This window comes from Streptomyces sp. NPDC050619 (assembly GCF_040654815.1).
In the GTDB taxonomy this organism is placed as follows: domain Bacteria; phylum Actinomycetota; class Actinomycetes; order Streptomycetales; family Streptomycetaceae; genus Streptomyces.
Genome location: NZ_JBFAIR010000030.1, coordinates 59,886 through 77,237, shown reverse-complemented (window position 1 = coordinate 77,237; position 17,352 = coordinate 59,886). Strand labels below are relative to the sequence as shown.

General features: G+C 71.7%; 17 protein-coding genes. 8 read left to right on the top strand and 9 right to left on the bottom strand.

From position 1 onward, the window contains the following. Window positions 1-10: 10 nt before the first annotated feature. Window positions 11-1,756 (top strand): hypothetical protein, encoded by a 1,746-nt coding sequence (locus tag AB0I77_RS37855; protein WP_363287330.1) that lies wholly within the window; start codon window positions 11-13, stop codon window positions 1,754-1,756. 10 nt (window positions 1,757-1,766) lie between these two features. Here the strand turns inward: AB0I77_RS37855 and AB0I77_RS37850 are convergent, their stop codons facing one another. Beyond that, complete coding sequence (locus AB0I77_RS37850) at window positions 1,767-3,275, bottom strand: PLP-dependent aminotransferase family protein (RefSeq protein WP_363287329.1); 1,509 nt, start codon at window positions 3,273-3,275, stop codon at window positions 1,767-1,769. A 98-nt stretch (window positions 3,276-3,373) separates the two neighbouring features. Here AB0I77_RS37850 and AB0I77_RS37845 point away from each other — a divergent pair, with 98 nt between their 5' ends. From AB0I77_RS37845 to AB0I77_RS37830, 4 genes are all read left to right on the top strand, one after another. Then, a complete protein-coding gene (locus AB0I77_RS37845) occupies window positions 3,374-4,033 on the top strand; it encodes a hypothetical protein (RefSeq protein ID WP_363287328.1) in 660 nt (219 codons plus the stop codon). After that, window positions 4,030-4,797 carry a glycerophosphodiester phosphodiesterase gene (locus AB0I77_RS37840; protein ID WP_363287327.1) on the top strand — a complete coding sequence of 256 codons (768 nt, stop codon included), beginning with the start codon at window positions 4,030-4,032 and terminating at the stop codon, window positions 4,795-4,797. Before AB0I77_RS37845 ends, AB0I77_RS37840 begins: the two co-directional genes overlap by 4 nt. Before the next feature lie 64 nt (window positions 4,798-4,861). After that, entirely contained in the window at window positions 4,862-6,217 is a 1,356-nt protein-coding gene (locus AB0I77_RS37835) for an MFS transporter (protein WP_363287326.1), read from the top strand. A gap of 267 nt (window positions 6,218-6,484) precedes the next feature. Continuing rightward, window positions 6,485-6,859: an RNA polymerase-binding protein RbpA gene (locus AB0I77_RS37830; protein ID WP_010046329.1), complete on the top strand. Its 375-nt coding sequence runs from the start codon at window positions 6,485-6,487 to the stop codon at window positions 6,857-6,859. Between the two features lie 120 nt (window positions 6,860-6,979). Here AB0I77_RS37830 and fxsA read toward each other — a convergent pair whose 3' ends face one another. The 4 genes from fxsA to AB0I77_RS37810 all read right to left on the bottom strand — a co-directional run bounded on the left by fxsA (window position 6,980) and on the right by AB0I77_RS37810 (window position 11,100). Further along, window positions 6,980-7,549 carry an FxsA family membrane protein gene (gene fxsA / locus AB0I77_RS37825; protein ID WP_363287325.1) on the bottom strand — a complete coding sequence of 190 codons (570 nt, stop codon included), beginning with the start codon at window positions 7,547-7,549 and terminating at the stop codon, window positions 6,980-6,982. Between the two features lie 94 nt (window positions 7,550-7,643). Then, window positions 7,644-8,444: a polyprenol monophosphomannose synthase gene (locus AB0I77_RS37820; RefSeq protein ID WP_363287324.1), complete on the bottom strand. Its 801-nt coding sequence runs from the start codon at window positions 8,442-8,444 to the stop codon at window positions 7,644-7,646. Window positions 8,445-8,979: 535 nt separating this feature from the next. Further along, a complete protein-coding gene (locus AB0I77_RS37815; RefSeq protein ID WP_363287323.1) occupies window positions 8,980-10,581 on the bottom strand; it encodes an amidohydrolase in 1,602 nt (533 codons plus the stop codon). Window positions 10,582-10,659: 78 nt separating this feature from the next. Beyond that, window positions 10,660-11,100: an Lrp/AsnC family transcriptional regulator gene (locus AB0I77_RS37810; RefSeq protein WP_363287322.1), complete on the bottom strand. Its 441-nt coding sequence runs from the start codon at window positions 11,098-11,100 to the stop codon at window positions 10,660-10,662. A 268-nt stretch (window positions 11,101-11,368) separates the two neighbouring features. On the opposite strand from AB0I77_RS37810, the gene AB0I77_RS37805 reads away from it, so the two are divergent. Both AB0I77_RS37805 and AB0I77_RS37800 read left to right on the top strand, forming a co-directional pair. Beyond that, entirely contained in the window at window positions 11,369-11,803 is a 435-nt protein-coding gene (locus tag AB0I77_RS37805; RefSeq protein WP_363287321.1) for a hypothetical protein, read from the top strand. Window positions 11,804-12,086: 283 nt separating this feature from the next. Then, a complete protein-coding gene (locus tag AB0I77_RS37800; protein ID WP_363287320.1) occupies window positions 12,087-12,335 on the top strand; it encodes a hypothetical protein in 249 nt (82 codons plus the stop codon). Here the strand turns inward: AB0I77_RS37800 and AB0I77_RS37795 are convergent. The 4 genes from AB0I77_RS37795 to AB0I77_RS37780 form a co-directional block, all read right to left on the bottom strand. Beyond that, on the bottom strand, window positions 12,298-13,506 hold the full coding sequence (locus tag AB0I77_RS37795; RefSeq protein ID WP_363287319.1) for an acyl-CoA dehydrogenase family protein: 1,209 nt from the start codon (window positions 13,504-13,506) through the stop codon (window positions 12,298-12,300). The genes AB0I77_RS37800 and AB0I77_RS37795 overlap by 38 nt on opposite strands. 221 nt (window positions 13,507-13,727) lie before the next feature. Then, complete coding sequence (locus tag AB0I77_RS37790) at window positions 13,728-14,390, bottom strand: TetR/AcrR family transcriptional regulator (protein ID WP_363287318.1); 663 nt, start codon at window positions 14,388-14,390, stop codon at window positions 13,728-13,730. A 64-nt stretch (window positions 14,391-14,454) separates the two neighbouring features. After that, window positions 14,455-14,595 (bottom strand): SCO1431 family membrane protein, encoded by a 141-nt coding sequence (locus AB0I77_RS37785; protein WP_363287317.1) that lies wholly within the window; start codon window positions 14,593-14,595, stop codon window positions 14,455-14,457. A 153-nt stretch (window positions 14,596-14,748) separates the two neighbouring features. Beyond that, the gene (locus tag AB0I77_RS37780) at window positions 14,749-16,128 is read right to left on the bottom strand and encodes a peptidase C39 family protein (RefSeq protein WP_363287316.1); all 1,380 of its coding nucleotides are present in this window, start codon (window positions 16,126-16,128) and stop codon (window positions 14,749-14,751) included. Between the two features lie 226 nt (window positions 16,129-16,354). On the opposite strand from AB0I77_RS37780, the gene AB0I77_RS37775 reads away from it, so the two are divergent. Next, window positions 16,355-16,975 carry a hypothetical protein gene (locus AB0I77_RS37775; RefSeq protein ID WP_363287383.1) on the top strand — a complete coding sequence of 207 codons (621 nt, stop codon included), beginning with the start codon at window positions 16,355-16,357 and terminating at the stop codon, window positions 16,973-16,975. Window positions 16,976-17,352 lie beyond the last annotated feature (377 nt).

Below are 17,352 nucleotides of genomic sequence, written 5' to 3'. Positions count from 1 at the left end.
GGAGACAGCAGTGGCCCGGCGCCCCCTTCCCCGCATCCTGAGCACAGGCAGCGCGCAGATCGCCCGGAGCCGGGAGCTGGCCCGGACGGCGGCCGACAGCGCCACCGACGTCCTCCACCCGCTGATCACGATCACTCGCGGGCTGCGCCGGCTGGCATCGGCCGGGCGGCGCAAGTGGGCCGACGCCCCCAAGGACAGGCGCGGGCCGCTGCTGTTCCTGGTGGCCTCGATGATCCTGGTCGTGGCGCTCGTCCCGTACGGCCCGCTGCTCGCCGTCATCACGCTGATGGCGGCGGCAGCCTGGCAGGGCCGGGACCGCGGACCGGCGCAGCCCGACGGGCCGGACGAGTCCCAGACACAGCGCCTCCAGTCCCTCTACGAGGCCCTGGTCCCGTACTTCTCGGCCGCCGAGGACCCGGACCCGCTGTACGCCCACGGCGGCGAGTGGGACAAGGCCTTCCCCGCGTACAACTTCGACGGCACCGGCCGCATCACGCACCTGCTGATCCGCTACCCGGCGTACTTCACCGACGGCGAGGCCGAGTCCCGCACCCGGATCGAGCAGCTGCTGTATGCCAAGTCGGGTCGCGACCGCGAGTACCACTTCACCTGGGAGGAGGAGATCAACGAGCTCACACTGACCGTCCTCGCGCCCCTGCCCACCGACATCGCCGCGCAGCGTTTCGTCACGTCCCCCGGCGAGACGGTGCTCGGCTTCACCGACCCCACCCAGGTCCGGCGGACGCTCCCCCTCGCCTACGGTGAGGAACAGCGCGACGTGCCGCCGGTCGTCTGGCGCACGGGCATCCGCTCCACCGAGCCGCACCTGCTGGTCATGGGCCAGCCGGGCAGCGGCACCTCCACGCTGCTGCGCTCCATCGCCCTCCAGGCCCTTCAGTACGGCGACGTCCTGATCGTCGAGGGCGGCGGCACCGGCGAGTACGCGTGCCTCACCGGCCGGGACGGCGTGCTGGCGGTCGAGTGCGCGCTGGCCGGGACACTGGCCAGCCTGGAGTGGGCGGCCACCGAGACCGAGCGCCGGCTGATCGCGGTCAACCGCGCCCGGCAGGCGGGCGCGCCGCCGCCCGAGGACACCAAGCGCCCCCTGTGGATCCTCCTGGACCGCCCCACCGCCTTCGCCCACCTGGCCGTCGCCGACGGCCGCAAGGACCCCCAGTCCCTGCTCCAGGTACCGCTGAGGCACGGCCGCGCGGCGAACGTGACCGTGGTGGTGGCCGACCAGTTCGACAGCGCGGACGCCCTGAGCGACGCGGTACGCCAGCACACGCGCGCGCGTGTCGTCCTCGGCCCCGCCACGGCCGAGCAGCTGACGACCGTCCTGGGCGCTCCCCCGCACACCACCCCGGTCGCCCACGTCCCGCCCGGCCGCGGCTACGCCCGCCTCGGCACCGGCCCGGTCCACCGCTTCCAGGTCCCGTCGACCCCGGACCCGTACGACGACGCGACGAGCGACGCGGACCGCCAGGCCGTGCTGGCCCTGCTGCCGGAGCGGACCACGCCGGCGGACGGGGAGAACCTGCCGGAGGCGGTAGCGGCCTGCGCCGAGGACCTGCCGGAAGCGGTAGCGGCCGACACCGAGAACCTGCCGGAAGCGATTGCGACCGACACCGAAGACCTGCCGGAAGCGGTCGCGACCGACACCGAGAACCTGCCAAAAACGGTAGCGACCGACACCGAGAACCTGCCGGAAGCGGTACCGCCGAAAGCAGTGGTCGCGGAGAGTACGACCACCTGACCGCGGGCGCTCACGCCACGAACGTACGCGGCGTCTCCCCTCCTCCGGCTCCCCCGCTCTCCACCAACCGCGCCGCCGCGGCCAGCCGCAGCGCCGCCTCGTCGGCCACCGCACCTCCCACGGTGAACGGCAACCGCACGTACCCCTCGAAGGCGCCGTCGACCCCGAACCGCGGCCCGGAGGGCACGCGTACTCCCACCCGCTCGCCCATCTCCGCGAGCCGCGAACCGGACAGTCCGCCCGCCCGCACCCACAGGGTGAGTCCGCCCTTCGGCACCTCGAACTCCCACGTCGGCAGCTCCCTCCGCAGCGCCGCCACCAACGCGTCCCGGTTGTCCCGCGCCTGCTCCCGCCGCACATCCACGGCCTGGGCCCAACCCCCCGTGCTGAACAGCCAGTTCACGGCCAGCTGTTCCACCACGGGCGTGCCCAGATCGGCGTACGCGCGCGCGGCGACCAGGCTGCGGATGACATCCGGTGCCGCCCGCACCCACCCGATGCGCATCCCGGCCCAGAACGCCTTGCTGGCCGATCCGACGGTGACGACGGTGGAGCCGGCCGGATCGAAGGCGCACACGAGGCGCGGCATGGCGGCGCCCCCGATGTCCGGGTCCAGCCACAGCTCGCTCATCGTCTCGTCGGCGACCAGCACGGTCCCCGCCGACCGGGCGGCCTCCACCAACTGCCGCCGCTGGTCGTCGTCGGCGAGCGCGCCGGTCGGGTTGTGGAAGTCGGCGACGACGTATGCGATCCGGGGCGCGGCGTCCCGCAGTACCTGACGCCAGCGGTCCACGTCCCAGCCGGTGAGCCCTTCGGCCATGGCGACGGGCACGAGCCGCGCGCCCGCCTCCCGCATCAGCTGGAGGATGTTGGCGTAGGACGGCGACTCCACCGCGATGCGCTCACCACGGCCCGCGAACAGATGGCAGATCGCGTCGATCGCGCCCATCGCACCGGTCGTCACCATGATCTGCTCGGGCATCGTCGGGATCCCGCGCGCGGTGTACCGTTCGGCGATCATCGAGCGCAGCGCGGGCAGCCCGGCCGGATAGTCGCCGTGTGTGTGGGCGTACGGCGGCAGTTCCTCCAGGGCGCCCTGGACGGCACGGGTCAGCCACGGCTCGGGCGCGGGGAGGGCCGCGGTGCCCAGGTCGATCACGGAGCCGAGGGCCTCCGGGGGCAGGGGTTCGAGACCGCGAGCCGGCAGCGGGTTTCCGGCCGGTACCGCCGTCCAACTGCCGGACCCGCGTCTCGATTCCAGGAACCCTTCGGCGCGCAACGCCTCGTAGGCGGCGGCGACCGTGGTGCGGCTGACGGACAGGGACAGGGCCAGTTCCCGTTCGGCGGGCAGCCGCGCGGCCACCGGCACCCGTCCTTCGAGCACCAGCAGCCGGATGCCGTCGGCCAGCGCCCGGTAGGCGGGCGGACGGCGCGTGCCGGGGCCCGCGGGGCGGTCCTGCTGGGAGTTGAGCAGCCGGGCGAGCTGCGCCGCACCCACCGCCGAGGTCCACTGCGCCATGGAAATCAGTCCACCTTCCCAGAATTGGCCATGGATGACGTTTCCACCCAAGATTCAGGGTGTCACGAGTCAGGCCACTACCACCACAGGGGGACCTCTTGTCCACACTGAGTCCGGGCCGTCTCGGGCGACGGTTGATCCAGCTGTACGTCGGTCTCGCGCTCTACGGGGCGAGTTCGGCGCTCCTCGTCGAGGCGGGCCTGGGGCTCGAACCCTGGAACGTGCTCCACCAGGGCCTGGCCGAGCTCACCGGACTGACGATCGGCGTGGTGTCGATCATCGTCGGCGCGGCGGTGCTGCTCCTGTGGATCCCGCTGCGCCAGCGCCCGGGCCTCGGCACCGTCTCCAACGTCTTCGTGGTCGGCATCGCCATGGACGCAACTCTTGCCCTGGTCCCCGAGGTGCACGGCCTGGCCGTACGGATTCCCCTTCTGCTCGCCGGCATCGTGCTCAACGGCGCGGCCACCGGCCTCTACATCGCCGCCCGGTTCGGGCCTGGCCCCCGGGACGGGCTGATGACCGGCCTGCACCAGCGCACCGGCCGCTCGCTGCGTCTGATGCGGACCGCCGTCGAAGTGGCCGTCGTGGTGGCCGGATTCACTCTGGGCGGCACCCTCGGCATCGGCACCCTGCTGTACGCGCTGTCGATCGGCCCGCTCGCCCAGCTCTTCCTGCGCGTGTTCGCCGTGCCGTCGGCATCCGGCGGCAGCACGGTCGTTGCCACCGGGCCACCCCGCAGGGCGATACTGCGACGGTGAGCACGCGGATACGCCACCCCTACCTCGACCATCCCGGCCCGATCGCCTTCGCCCACCGCGGCGGAGCGGGGGACGGTCTGGAGAACACCGAGTACCAGTTCCGGCGCGCGGTCGAGGCGGGCTACCGCTACCTGGAGACCGACGTGCACGCCACCGCGGACGACAGACTCGTCGCCTTCCACGACGCGACGCTGGACCGGGTGACCGACGGGGCGGGCCGGATCGCGGACCTGCCCTGGAGGGACGTACGGCACGCGCGCGTGGCGGGCAAGGAGCCGGTGCCCCTCTTCGAAGAGCTCCTGGAGACCTTCCCCGACGCGCGCTGGAACATCGACGTCAAGGCGGAGTCCGCGCTCCTGCCCCTCCTGGAGCTGATCGAACGCACGAACTCCTGGGACCGGATCTGCGTCGGCTCCTTCGCCGAGGCGCGCGTGGTCCGCGCCCAGCGACTGGCCGGGCCGCGCCTGGCGACCTCGTACGGCACCCGGGGCGTACTCAACCTGCGGCTGCGCTCGTGGGGGATGCCGGCCGCGGTGCGCCGCTCCGCCGTCGCCGCGCAGGTGCCCGAGGCCCAGTCCGGCATCCAGGTGGTGGACCACCGCTTCCTGCGCACCGCCCACGCGCGCGGGTTGCAGGTGCACGTGTGGACGATCAACGAGCCGGAGCGCATGCACCGGCTCCTCGACCTGGGAGTCGATGGCATCATGACCGATCACATCGACACACTGCGCAAGGTCATGGAGGACCGAGGCGTCTGGGTCTGACACCGCCCGGCCGCCCCGTCCGCCGCCCTCGCGCGGCACCTTCACGGGGAAGCGAGGGGCACGGGTGGGCACCGACACCGTGCGGACGGGACCGGCCGACGAGGCCGCCGAGCGGCGGCGGGAACAGCGCGGCTGGTATTTCTACGACTGGGCGTGCTCCGTCTACTCGACCAGCGTGCTCACCGTCTTCCTGGGCCCCTACCTGACGTCGGTCGCCGAGTCGGCGGCGGACCCGGACGGCTTCGTCCACCCCTTGGGGATCCCGGTCCGCGCCGGATCCTTCTTCGCGTACTCGGTGTCCCTGTCGGTGATCGTGGCCGTGCTGGTGATGCCCCTGGTGGGAGCCGCCGCCGACCGCACCGGCCGCAAGAAGCCCCTCCTGGCGGCCGCCGCGTACACCGGGGCCGCGGCGACGACGGGCATGTTCTTCCTCGACGGCGACCGCTATCTCCTGGGCGGCTTCCTGCTGATCGTCGCCAACGCGGCGCAGTCCGTGGCGATGATGCTCTACAACTCCTACCTGCCGCAGATCGCCCCGCCCGAGGAGCGCGACGCGGTCTCCTCCCGGGGGTGGGCCTTCGGGTACGCGGCGGGCGCGCTCGTCCTGATCGCGAACCTCGTCCTCTACACCGGCCACGACTCCTTCGGCCTTTCAGAGAGCGCGGCGGTGCGCATCTGCCTGGCCTCCGCAGGCCTGTGGTGGGGCGCCTTCGCCCTGGTGCCGCTACGCCGCCTGCGCGACCGCCACGCCGACTCGAAACCCACCGGGGAGACGACCGCTCCCGGTTTCCGCCAGCTCGCGGCGACCGTCCGCGGCATGCGCCGCCACCCGCTCACGCTGGCCTTCCTACTGGCCTACCTCATCTACAACGACGGCATCCAGACCGTGATCTCCCAGGCGTCGGTCTACGGCTCCGAGGAGCTCGGCCTCGGGCAGTCGACGCTCATCGTGGCCGTGCTGCTGGTCCAGGTGCTCGCGGTGGCCGGCGCCCTGGCGATGGGCCGGCTGGCCCGGACCTACGGCGCCAAGCGCACGATCCTGGGCTCACTGGTCGCGTGGACCGTGATCCTGAGCGCCGGGTACTTCCTGCCCGCGGGCGCGCCCGTGTGGTTCTTCGTCCTGGCCTCCGGGATCGGGCTGGTCCTCGGCGGCAGCCAGGCGCTGTCCCGGTCGCTGTTCTCGCATCTCGTCCCGCCCGGCAAGGAGGCCGAGTACTTCTCGGCGTACGAGATGAGCGACCGCGGCATGAGCTGGCTGGGCCCGCTGCTGTTCGGGATCACCTACCAGCTGACCGGAAGTTATCGGGACGCGATCATCTCGCTGGTGGCCTTCTTCGTCATCGGGTTCGTGCTGCTCGCACGGGTTCCGGTGCTGCGGGCGATCGGCGACGCGGGCAACCCGATTCCCGAGAGGATTTAGCGTTCAAGGCGAAAGCGCTGTAGTGTACGCGTTTGGCCTGCCAGGCGTACCGTTACTGCGCGTCAAAGATGTTGAAACGCTGGGTGACATCTGCTAGCAGATGTGACAAACCGGGCACTGGTGGGTACAACAAGGGGCGGCTACGACGGCGACGCACGACCCGGAACGGGACTCGGAACGGGAATCTTTACCGCCGACCGGACGTTGACCGGATGACGACGACAGCGACACCTGTCCTGTGGGCGACAAGCCCGGGAGGCACGATTCATGAGTGAGCGAGCTCTTCGCGGCACGCGCCTCGTGGTGACCAGCTACGAGACGGACCGCGGTATCGACCTGGCCCCACGCCAGGCCGTGGAGTACGCATGCGAGAAGGGACATCGCTTTGAGATGCCCTTCTCGGTCGAGGCGGAGATCCCGCCGGAGTGGGAGTGCAAGGTCTGCGGGGCCCAGGCACTCCTCGTCGACGGCGATGGCCCTGAGGAAAAGAAGGCCAAGCCCGCGCGTACACATTGGGACATGCTGATGGAACGGCGCACCCGCGAGGAACTCGAAGAGGTCCTCGAGGAGCGTCTTGCCGTTCTCCGCTCCGGCGCGATGAACATCGCGATCCACCCCAGGGACAGCCGGAAGTCGGCGTAGTCCCTGCGGGGCTTGGGCGGATCTACCAAGCACCACGCAAAACCGCGGGCGCCGTACGTGAAATTTCACGTACGGCGCCCGCGGTTTTGCGTTGCCGGGCCCCTTCGGGCCGGCACGGGCTCAGCGGGTCAGCGGCGGGCGGGGATCCTGCGTGGTGTCCCCCGTGCTGCCCGGCTCGTCCTTGATGACCTCGCCCTGGACCACCCTGCCGTCGGGGCGGTGCATACGGGCCTGCTGGAAGGCGTCGCCCAGGGTGCCCGGGGCGGCCTCGCGCAGCTTGCGCTCGACGGTGCGCTCCGCGTAGCGGCTGAGGGCCTTCTGGAGCGGCGGGATCAGCAGGAGCAGCCCCACCGCGTCCGAGACCAGACCGGGGAGCATCAGGAGCAGGCCGCCCAGCATCATCAGGCCGTTGCCGCCGCCCTTCGAACTGGACGGGGCTCCGCCTCGCTGCACCGCCTCGTTCAGGTTCTGGAAGGCGCGCCTGCCCGCCCGCTTGATCACCACCGAACCGAGGACGAAGCCCGCGAGGAGCAGCAGGAACACTGTGAATCCGCTCGCCGCGCCGGCGACCACGGTCAGCAGCCAGATCTCCAGCACGAGCCAGGCGGCGATGCCCAGCGGCAGGAACGTGCGCAGCCGGGAGCGCCGGGGCCGGGCGGGGTACGTGGGGGTCGGAGCGCCAGTCGTCATGCCTCCAGTGTGCCTGGGCATGGCTCAGCACGGGATAAGGGGACGATCAGCCGTTGCTGTGCGGACCATAAGCCGTGGCTGTGCGGTCGTACGGCTACGGCTTCGAGGGCTTGCCCCGGCCCACGATCTTGCCCACCCGCTCGCCCACACCCCAGGTCGTGACCCGCCACAGAGCCTCCACGAGGATGTCGCGGCTCATCTTGGAGTCCCCGAGTTCGCGCTCGACGAAGGTGATGGGCACCTCGACGACGTGGTAGCCGGCCTTGACCGCGCGGCGGGCGAGGTCGACCTGGAAGCAGTAGCCCTGGGAGGCGACCTCTTCGAGGCCGAGGCCTTCGAGGGTCTCGCGGCGGAACGCGCGGTAGCCGCCGGTGACGTCGCGCAGCGGCAGGTCCAGGGCGACGCGGGAGTAGAGGCTGCCGCCGCGGGAGATGACCTCGCGGGACTTCGGCCAGTTCACGACCCGGCCGCCGGGCACCCAGCGGGAGCCGAGGACCAGGTCGGCGCCCTTGAGGGCGGTCAGCAGACGGGGCAGTTCCTCGGGCTGGTGGGAGCCGTCGGCGTCCATCTCGACGAGGACGCCGTACCCCTTCTCCAGGCCCCAGCGGAAGCCCGCGAGGTAGGCGGCGCCGAGGCCCTCCTTGCCCTTGCGGTGCAGCACCTGGACGTGGTCGTCGGTGGCGGCCAGTTCGTCGGCGAACTTGCCCGTGCCGTCCGGGCTGTTGTCGTCGGCCACGAGCACGTGCGCCTCGGGGACGGCCTTGCGCACCCGGCCGACGATCGCCTTGATGTTCTCCGCCTCGTTGTAGGTCGGAATGATCACCAACGCCGTGCCGAGCGGACCGAACTGTCTCCCCCGGTCCGGTGCCGCGGGGTTCCCGTCGCCGTCGTTCACTGCTGCCCCTTCGTGTTCGTACGCAGAGGTCCACCATAATGGCCGCGGCCTGCGATGACGTGACGATACGTTCGTATGGTGGTGTCGATTCCACATGAGCGGGGTAAGAGGGCGTTTTCCGGCCGTCGCGCGTGCTGCGGATGGGGGCCCGGCGCCCTTCGGGCCGACCTGGGACCCGCTGGCTGCGAGTCGACCGAAAGCCGTTGTCTACTGAGCGCCCGGGCCCCACCCGGGTCACACCTCCCCGACCGGCCGAAACGTTCCTCGCCGTGGCGCGGGCGCTGAGCCTGGCTCCCAGTGGCGGTGCCCCAGTGCGGCACACCGTCCCTGACCCAGCGGCGCCGCGACGAGTGCGCGGACGTTCCCCGGTCGGGCGTCCGGTGGTGGACTCGGCCGAACCTATCGGCCCGCCGCCATCGGCTGTCAACAGCGGTTCGACCTGCGGATCTTCCGCCAATGCCCTGGTCAGCGCGGAGGATGCGCAGGTCGCGCCGCGCGCCGAGAAGGCCGATCGGCACCGCGCCACCCCGGGAGATCACTCGCCCGGCCGTACGAACACCGTCCGTCCGCCCACCACGGTGCGCAGACAGACGGGAAGGTCGTGGCCAGGGGTCAGGTCGGGCAGACCCGGTGTCCCGGAGCGCGGGTCGGTCGACCAGCGTGCGACCCGGTCGTCCGGGGCCTGGACGACGAGCGCGTCGGTGCGCCACACGGCGTAGTCCGCGGGCGCGCCCGGTACCAGGACACCCGCGTCGTCCCGGCCGATCGCCCGCCAGCCGCCGCGCGTATGCGCGGTGAACGCGGCGCGCACGGAGACGCGGTGCTCGGGCGTGTGGTGGAAGGCGGCCGCGCGGACGGTGCCCCAGGGATCGAGGGGCGTGACCGGGCTGTCGGAGCCGAAGGCGAGCGGGACGCCGGCCCTCAGCAGGGCCGCGAAGGGGTTCAGTGCGCGGGCCCGGCCGGCGCCGAGGCGCTGGGCGTACATGCCGTCCTCGCCGCCCCACAGCGCGTCGAAGGCGGGCTGGACGGACGCGGTCAGGCCGAACTCGGCGAGGGCCGCGATCGTCTCGGGTGTGAGCATCTCGGCGTGCTCGACGCGGTGGCGGGCGGCGCGGACGCGGGCCAGGCCGAGCTTCTCCGCGGCGGCCCGCACGCCCTCGACGACGGCGGTCACGGCGGCGTCGCCGATGGCGTGGAACCCGGCCTGGAGGCCCGCCTCGGTGCAGGCGGCGACATGGGCGGCCACGGCGGTCGCGTCCAGGTAGGCGGTGCCGGTGTGGCCGGCGTCGGCGTACGGCTTGTGCAGACAGGCCGTGTGCGAGCCGAGGGCGCCGTCGACGAACAGGTCGCCGGCCGCGCCGATCGCGCCCAGTTCCCGCGCTTTGTCGACATCCCGTTCCGCCCAGTAGCCGACGACGCGCGGGCCGGGTTCCTCGGCGGCGAGCCGGAGCAGTCCGGTGAAATCCTCCTCGGAGGAGATCTCCGGGCCGGCGCATTCGTGGACGCTGCCGATACCGAGGGAGGCGGCACGGACGAGGGCGGCGCGCTGGGCCTCGGTGCGCTGCTGAGGCGTCACAGCGGCCAAGGCGGTGGCGCGTACGGCGTGGTGCGCGTCGGCGGTGAGCGGGGCGTCCGTCGCGTCGAGACCGGGGGTCATGTCCAGCAGGGACGTCGTGACGACCGCCGAGTGCACGTCGATCCGGCTGAGGTAGAGAGGACGTCCGCCGGTGGCCCGGTCGAGTTCGGCGCGTGTCGGCGGGCGGCCGTCGGGCCAGCGGGAGGCGTCCCAGCCGTGGCCGAGCAGGACGCGGTCGTTCGGGCGGGCGGCGGCGAAGTCGCGTACGAGGGCGAGGGCCGCGTCCAGGGAGGGGGCGGCGGACAGGTCGAGGCCGGTGAGGGCGAGGCCCGTGGCGGTGGTGTGCACGTGCGCGTCGGTGAACGCGGGCGTGACGAGGGCGCCGTCGAGGTCGATCACCTCGTCGACACCGTCCGCGAAGGCGTCGGCGGCGCCTTCGGAGCCGACCCAGGCGACTTGCCCGCGCTCCACGACCATCGCTGTCGCGAACGGGTCGGCGGGGCTGTGGACCTCGCCGCGGCGGAGAAGGACGGTGCTGGGTTCGGCGGTGCGTTCACTCATGAGGGACAGTTTCGCGCCTCGCACGAGCGACCCGGCACGCAGGTCGGCCCGGCGCGCACCGACCCGTGCGCCGGTGGGTCAGATCCGCGGCGGCCGCGCCTCGTACGGCGTCGACAGCACCACCGTCGTCCGCGTCGACACCCCCGCCAGCGTCCGCACCCGTGCCAGCAGCTCCTCCAGTTCGTGCGGCGTGGCCACACGCACCTTGAGGATGTAGTTCTCGTCACCCGCGACGCTGTGACAGGCCTCGAGTTCGGGGACGCCGGAGAGGCGGTCCGCGATGTCGTCGGGGGCGCTGGGGTCGAAGGGTTTCACCGAGATGAACGCGGTCAGCGGCAGCCCGACGGCCTCCGGGTCGACGACCGCGGCGTACCCGCGGATGACGCCCCGCTGTTCGAGCCGGCGCACCCGCTGGTGCACGGCCGACGTGGACAGGCCCGTGGCCTTGCCCAGGTCTGTGTAGCTCATCCGCCCGTCCTTGACGAGCAGCTGCACGATTTGCCGGTCGAGCTCCTCCATGGCGCAAGAACTTACAGTGCGCCTGATCTCCTCGGATACCTGAGCGGCGCAGGTCATACCCGGTTCGTGATGTTGCCGAGAGCCGCTGGTGAACCAGCTGGGGACCAGGGCGGCAGCGCGGGGCACCTGCGCACGGCATGTGACGAACACCACACCCACCGAACAGGCTCCGTGATGTCCCCGTGATTACCGCCGAGACGGGACGGGAAGTGCTTGCTGTGGTCGAGGCCGCAGCGCCTTCACGGCCCAGCCCGAGGGGGAGAATTCCATGCAGAGTCTTAAGCGCCCTGGTCGTACCGCACCCAAGCGACCGCACCTGGTGGTCGAGCCCGAACCGGAGGGCGTCGAACCGGACGACCTCGACGACGAACTCGACGCCTACGACACCTTCGAGATGTACCGGGTGATCTGCCCGGACTGCGCACAGCCCATCGCCCTGCTGGCGGACGAGGAGGTCCTGCCGGAGCACGCGCTGTGTGCCTCGCCGTGGAACCCGTTCGGACTCACGGTCTGCGCCGGTACCGGCCGAGGCGCGTCCGACGCCCGGCCGGCGGACGAGTCGGTCGAGCCCCAGGAGCAGGACACCGCCCTCCTGTTGACGCTCCCTCAGGGACTCGACTGGCGGACGCAGCCCTTCTCGCACGTCGGCGGCCCGGGCTCCCGCCCCATCCGGGTGCCGGTCATGCGGCGCCACGCCGCCTGAGCGCTCTCGCTCCGTCTTCGTAGCTCCGCCCCCGCACCTGACCCGTACCGCCACTCGCAGGCTGCCGTGGTACGGGTCCGGTGCGGCCGGCGCGCAAGCGAGGGCACGTCAGACAGCTGTGGCGCAGCCGAGCGAGCCGGACGACCGGAGCGGAAGCGACGGCGCGTCAGGCAACTGCGGCGCATCGGAGACGAGCCGGACGAACAGCGGCCCGGATGTCCGCGAACTCACGCCCGATTCCGGCGACCGGTGACCTGTCCGCCAATCTCCGCGTTGCCCTGGTATGACCCCCACCTTCACCGTGACCGGGCGTCAGCGCCGCCTCTATGTCCCGGCATCCGCAGAATCGGTTCCGCCTGCCCCGCCACAGGCCCAGGATCCGCCCATCTACCGGGAGCTGCTGCGCACTTGGGCCGACCGCGGCCGCACCCTGCCGGGGCGCCACGACCCGGAGTGGGCAAGACTCGCGGCGCCCCAGGTGATGCGCGGTCAGTTCAGCGGGTCTCGGGACCCGCGAGGTGACGGGCGATGACCATGCGCTGGATCTGGTTGGTGCCCTCGACGATCTGCAGGACCTTGGCCTCGCGCATGTACCGCTCCGCCGGGAAGTCCGCGGTGTAGCCGTACCCGCCGAGGATCTGGACGGCGTCGGTGGTCACCTTCATCGCCGCGTCGGTGCAGTGCAGCTTGGCCATGGCCGCCTGCTTGGCGAAGGGCAGGCCGGCGTCCCGCAGCCGCGCGGCAGCCAGGTACAGCGCCCGGCCGGCCTCGATCTGGGTCGCCATGTCGGCGAGCATGAAGCGCAGGCCCTGGAAGTCGGCGATCGGCCGGCCGAACTGCCGCCGCCCGGTCGCGTACCCCACCGCCTCGTCGAGCGCCGCCTGGGCGACGCCGATGGCGCAGGCCGCGATGCCGAGCCGCCCGGAGTCGAGCGCGGACAGGGCGATCGCGAAGCCCTGGCCCTCGTCGCCGATGCGCCGGTCGTCCGGGACCCGGACCCCGTCGAGGTTGACCTGCGCGGTCGGCGAGCCCTTCATGCCCATCTTCTTCTCCGGCGGCGCGGCGCTCAGCCCCTCCGCGTCACCCGGCACCAGGAACGCGGTGATCCCGCGCGGGCCCGCTTCGCCCGTGCGCGCCATGACCGTGTAGAAGTCGGCGATGCCGCCGTGCGTGATCCAGGCCTTGGTTCCGGTGATCACCCAGTCTCCCCCGCTCTCGGCTCCGCTCGAGCGGGAGGGGCCCCCATCCTCGCGCACCGCCTTCGTCCGCAGCGAGGCCGCGTCCGAACCGGAGGACGGCTCGGAGAGGCAGTACGCGCCCAGCAGGCCCCCGCCCAGCATCGCGGGCAGGTGCTCGACCTGCTGTTCCTTGGTGCCGTAGGCGGCGAGCGCGTAGGAGGCCAGGGTGTGCACGCTGACGCCGAGGCCGACGGTGAGGCGGGCCGCCGCGAGTTCTTCGAGGACCTGGAGGTAGACCTCGTAGGGCTGGTCGCCGCCGCCGTGTGCGGAGTCGTACGGCAGGCCGAGCAGTCCCGATTCCGAGAGCAGGGTGAAGACCTCGCGCGGGAAGCGTCCGGCGTCCTCCTCCTCGGCCGCCTTCGGGGCGATCTCGTGCTGCGCGATGTCGCGGACGAGCGAGATCAGGTCCCGGGCCTCATCCGTGGGCAGTTGCCGGTCCACCGGCTGCGGGGCGCGGTCGGGCATGGCGACGCTCTCCTCCCTGTCGGGCAGTGGCGGACGGGCCCGTGGGTGGGGGCAGCGCCGCCCGGTCTCAGTGGCTGCCGGCCGATGCTCGCACTTCCGGGTCGCGGAAGCTGCTGACCAGCGGCTGTGCGCTGTGAGTATGCCCGATTGCGGGCATAGCGTCACCGGTTAACGACCGCTCACTTCAAGAATCCTACGCCGCCGGCCGCCAGCCGTCAGCCTCAGCCGCCGTCCCGGCGGGCCGGCTTCGGGGCCGGGTACGCGGGGTCCATCTCCTCGATCGCGCGCATGGCGCCGCCGAGCGTCTTCACCAGCAGTTCGCACAGCGTGTCGCGGGACAGCTGGGGGTGGTCGATCCAGTCGAGGGCGGCGCCCTCGACGCTGCACAACCAGGCGAGCAGGCCCATGCGGGCCAGTGGCGCGACATCGCCGCGGCCGTACGCCCCTTCGGCGATGGTCGCGAGGATCGCCTCGCGCACGCCGTCGCGGATGGCGTGCACCTCGGTGTCGAAGCCGACACCGCCGCTGACGATCGTGCGGTAGGCGGCCTGGTTGTGCTCGGCGTAGCGCAGATAGCTGTCGATGGTGCGGTGGACCCGGTCCACCGGCCCCAGTTCGAGGCCGCTCGCCGCGTACGTGACCAGGTCCGCGACGGAGTCCTTGATGATGGCCAGGTAATAGCCGCGCTTGGACTGGAAGTAGTAGTAGATCAGCCCCTTGGCGACATGCGCCTGGCGGGCGATGTCGTCCATCGAGAGCGCGTCGTACGACGTGTCGGCGAACAGCTTCCGCCCGATGGTGATGAGCTCGGCACGGCGTGCGACCGAGCGCTCGGTGCCGCGCGCCCGGGGGCGGACGGCGTCGCGCTGTTGACTAATATTCAATTTCGACCCTGGTTTCAACGGGCGGCGGGACACCCGCAGTATGTCAGGTCGGGTATGCGTCAGGTCACAGCAGGCCGAGCTGGGTGACGAGCATCGCGATCACCACGACGAGGGTCCAGCCCATGACGTGTTCCAGGACCTTGGGGCCGTCGTCCTGAGGGCCGCCGGTACGGGAACGGGCGGCGGTGGCTGCTGATGCGGTCATGGTGTCTCGCTGATGTCGGACGTGCGGTGGACTCCCAGGTGGACTCCCCCTGCGAATCCGTCCACCCTGCCATCGTCGGCGGCCTGCGCGGCGGAGACCTTGGTCACATGCGAACGGCCCCCGGCGGCCTGCCGGGAGCCGTTCGCGGGCGGCTCAGCGCACGCCCACCGCCGCGAGCGCCCGGCGCTGGCGCGGTGTCGGGTGCGCCGGGAAGTACAGGTAGCAGACTCCGCCGGTGCCGGAGACGACCTTGCCACTGGCGTTGTACCGCTTGGTCCGCAGCCAGATGTTCTCCCACTCACGCCGCCTGTAGACGCGCCGCACCGCCTCGTTGCTCAGTGAGTTCGGGTCGTTGGCGATCACGTCGCCGGCGGCGGTGAACCCGATGACCGTCATCAGGTGGCCGGCGGTGCCGTACCCCGCCCCCGTGAGCTCCTTCTCGAGGAAGGACTGGGACGTTATGGCCGGGATGCCGGCCGCGATCAGCGTCTCCAGGTCGGTGAGGGAGCCGAGCCGGGTCACCACGCCCTGGAGGCCCTTGAAGGTGGCCGCGTAGGCGGCGTTGAACGGCCAGTTGCCGCAGCCCGCGTACTGGTAGTCGTACGTGAACCGCGCCGCGTGGCACACCTGCGGATCGGCGTAGGCCGGGTCGACCCAGGCCAGCTGCTCGGGAGTGAGCCGGCCGCCCCAGTACTCGATGATCATCTGCGAGGAGGTGGGGCTGCACCAGGCCTCGCCGCCGTTGTCGTACTCGGGGTACTGGCCGACGTGGGTCTCCTGCGAGTAGCGCGGGACGAGCAGTTCCTGGGCGAGACCGGGAGCGGAGGCCGGGACCGTGAAGCGGTCCGGGACGTCGGAGCCCATCGCGCCGAGCCGCCAGACGGTGGGCGTGGTCTTCGTGCCGGGCTTGCGGTACAGGGTCAGCCGGAGGCGGTACGAGGCCAGGCGCAGCCCCGTGGACGAGTCGTCGATCGCGAAGGTGTCCGTCCAGATGCTGCTCTTGCCGTCGCTCTGGTCGTCGACCGAGGTCCGCTTGATGTCCTGGTCGCCGGCCGCCCAGCGGCCCATCACGTACCAGGGGGTGTCGGTGCCGTCGGAGTACGTCCCCTTGAGCTCGACCTGGAGCCAGGTGCCGGCCGGGGTGTGCGCGTTCCAGGAGGCGATCGCCTCGGTGGCGGGGACGGCGAGGTCATGGACGGGGGACGTCCAGGTCGCGTACTCCCAGGCTGCGGTCGTACCGGTGTGCGGGTCGGTGTAGTCGGCGGTGCCCGCGGGGGCACCGATCGCGATGCCCGGGCGCAGGCCCGCGACGGCCCGGGTGCCCTTCGCGGCACCCCCGCGCCAGTCGCGGTAACTGGTCCATGCCCGGTTGTCGACCGAGCGGCTCGGGGCCTCGGCAGGGTCGGCGTCGGTCACGGTGCCGCTCGCGGTGTCCGCGGCCGCCGGGCCCGCGCTGCCGGCGACGGCTGCGGCGACCGTGGCGACTGAGGCTGTCAGGAGGATTCTGCGGGACGGCTGTTCGGCTCTGCTCATGGGCGGAAAGACCCCCAGGTGTCCGAGTCGGGGCAGGTCCAATGCACGGTTGTGGGGCAACTATGGAGCAGGCGGCATGCTCCTGCCAGCACTTCGGACCGTGCCGCGCCCGGAAATATCGGTCTCGTCCAGTGGCATGACCCGGTCCCTAGAATGCTCGGGCGACATCCGCACCTCTCCTCACCTCTCCTCCACCCCGTCCACCCCGTCCACCTCGGGAACAGCCATCCACGACCTCGCCTCCCGGCTCCGCCGCCTGCCCCTGTCCTGCGGTCCGGTCCGCCTGATCGGGATCGACGGACACGCCGGCTCCGGAAAGTCCACGTTCGCCGGGCACTTGGCCCGGGCGCTGGACGGGGCGCCGGTGCTGCGCCTCGACGACATCGCCAGCCACGAGGAGCTGTTCGACTGGACGGGACGGCTGCTGACCGAGGTGATCGAACCGCTCGGGCGCGGCGAGCCCGCGCACTACTCCCCCTACGACTGGCACGCCCGCCGCTTCGAGGCGCCGCGCACGCTGCCGCCCGCACCGCTGGTCCTCCTGGAGGGAGTCGGCGCGGGCCGCCGCGCCCTGCGCCCGCATCTGGCCCACCTGCTGTGGCTGGAGGTGCCACGCGAGGAGGCATGGACCCGGGGACGCCTCAGGGACGGCGAGGAGCAGCGGGAGTTCTGGGCCGGGTGGGTCTCGGCGGAACAACGGCACTTCGCCGACGACCCCTCCCGGCCCTTCGCCGACCTATTGGTACGGCAGTGCGAGAAGGGATATGAGGTGCTTCCGGGGCCTGCTGAGGCCACTGGACCGGACCAGCACGTCACCCACGGTGACGGACCATCCGCAATGTGCTGAACTCGTGAAGAGCCTTGCGGGAGAAGTTCCCGTAGTGCTTCAACTCGGCTTGACCGAGGGGCCGTACAGGTCTTACGTTCTGAATGTGCGGCCTTTCGAGGTCGCCCGCAGACGCGAAGCCCCCGGTTGTTCCCCCGTGATCGGGGGCTTCGTTCTGCCCTGAGCGCTCTTTTCGGGCGCCGGGCGACACCATTCGCTCACCCTCGGTCACCATGCGGAGCCCGCGCATCTGCCCCCACCTCGTCAAACGGCCTGTGCGGCACCCTTCGGTGGGCGACACCCGCGCAGGTACGATGCCCTCGGTGCGACCTACGGACGGCTGTTCTGCGCACCGTTGCAACTCCGGTCCGCGGCACAGCGGTTGGACCAAGGCGGCC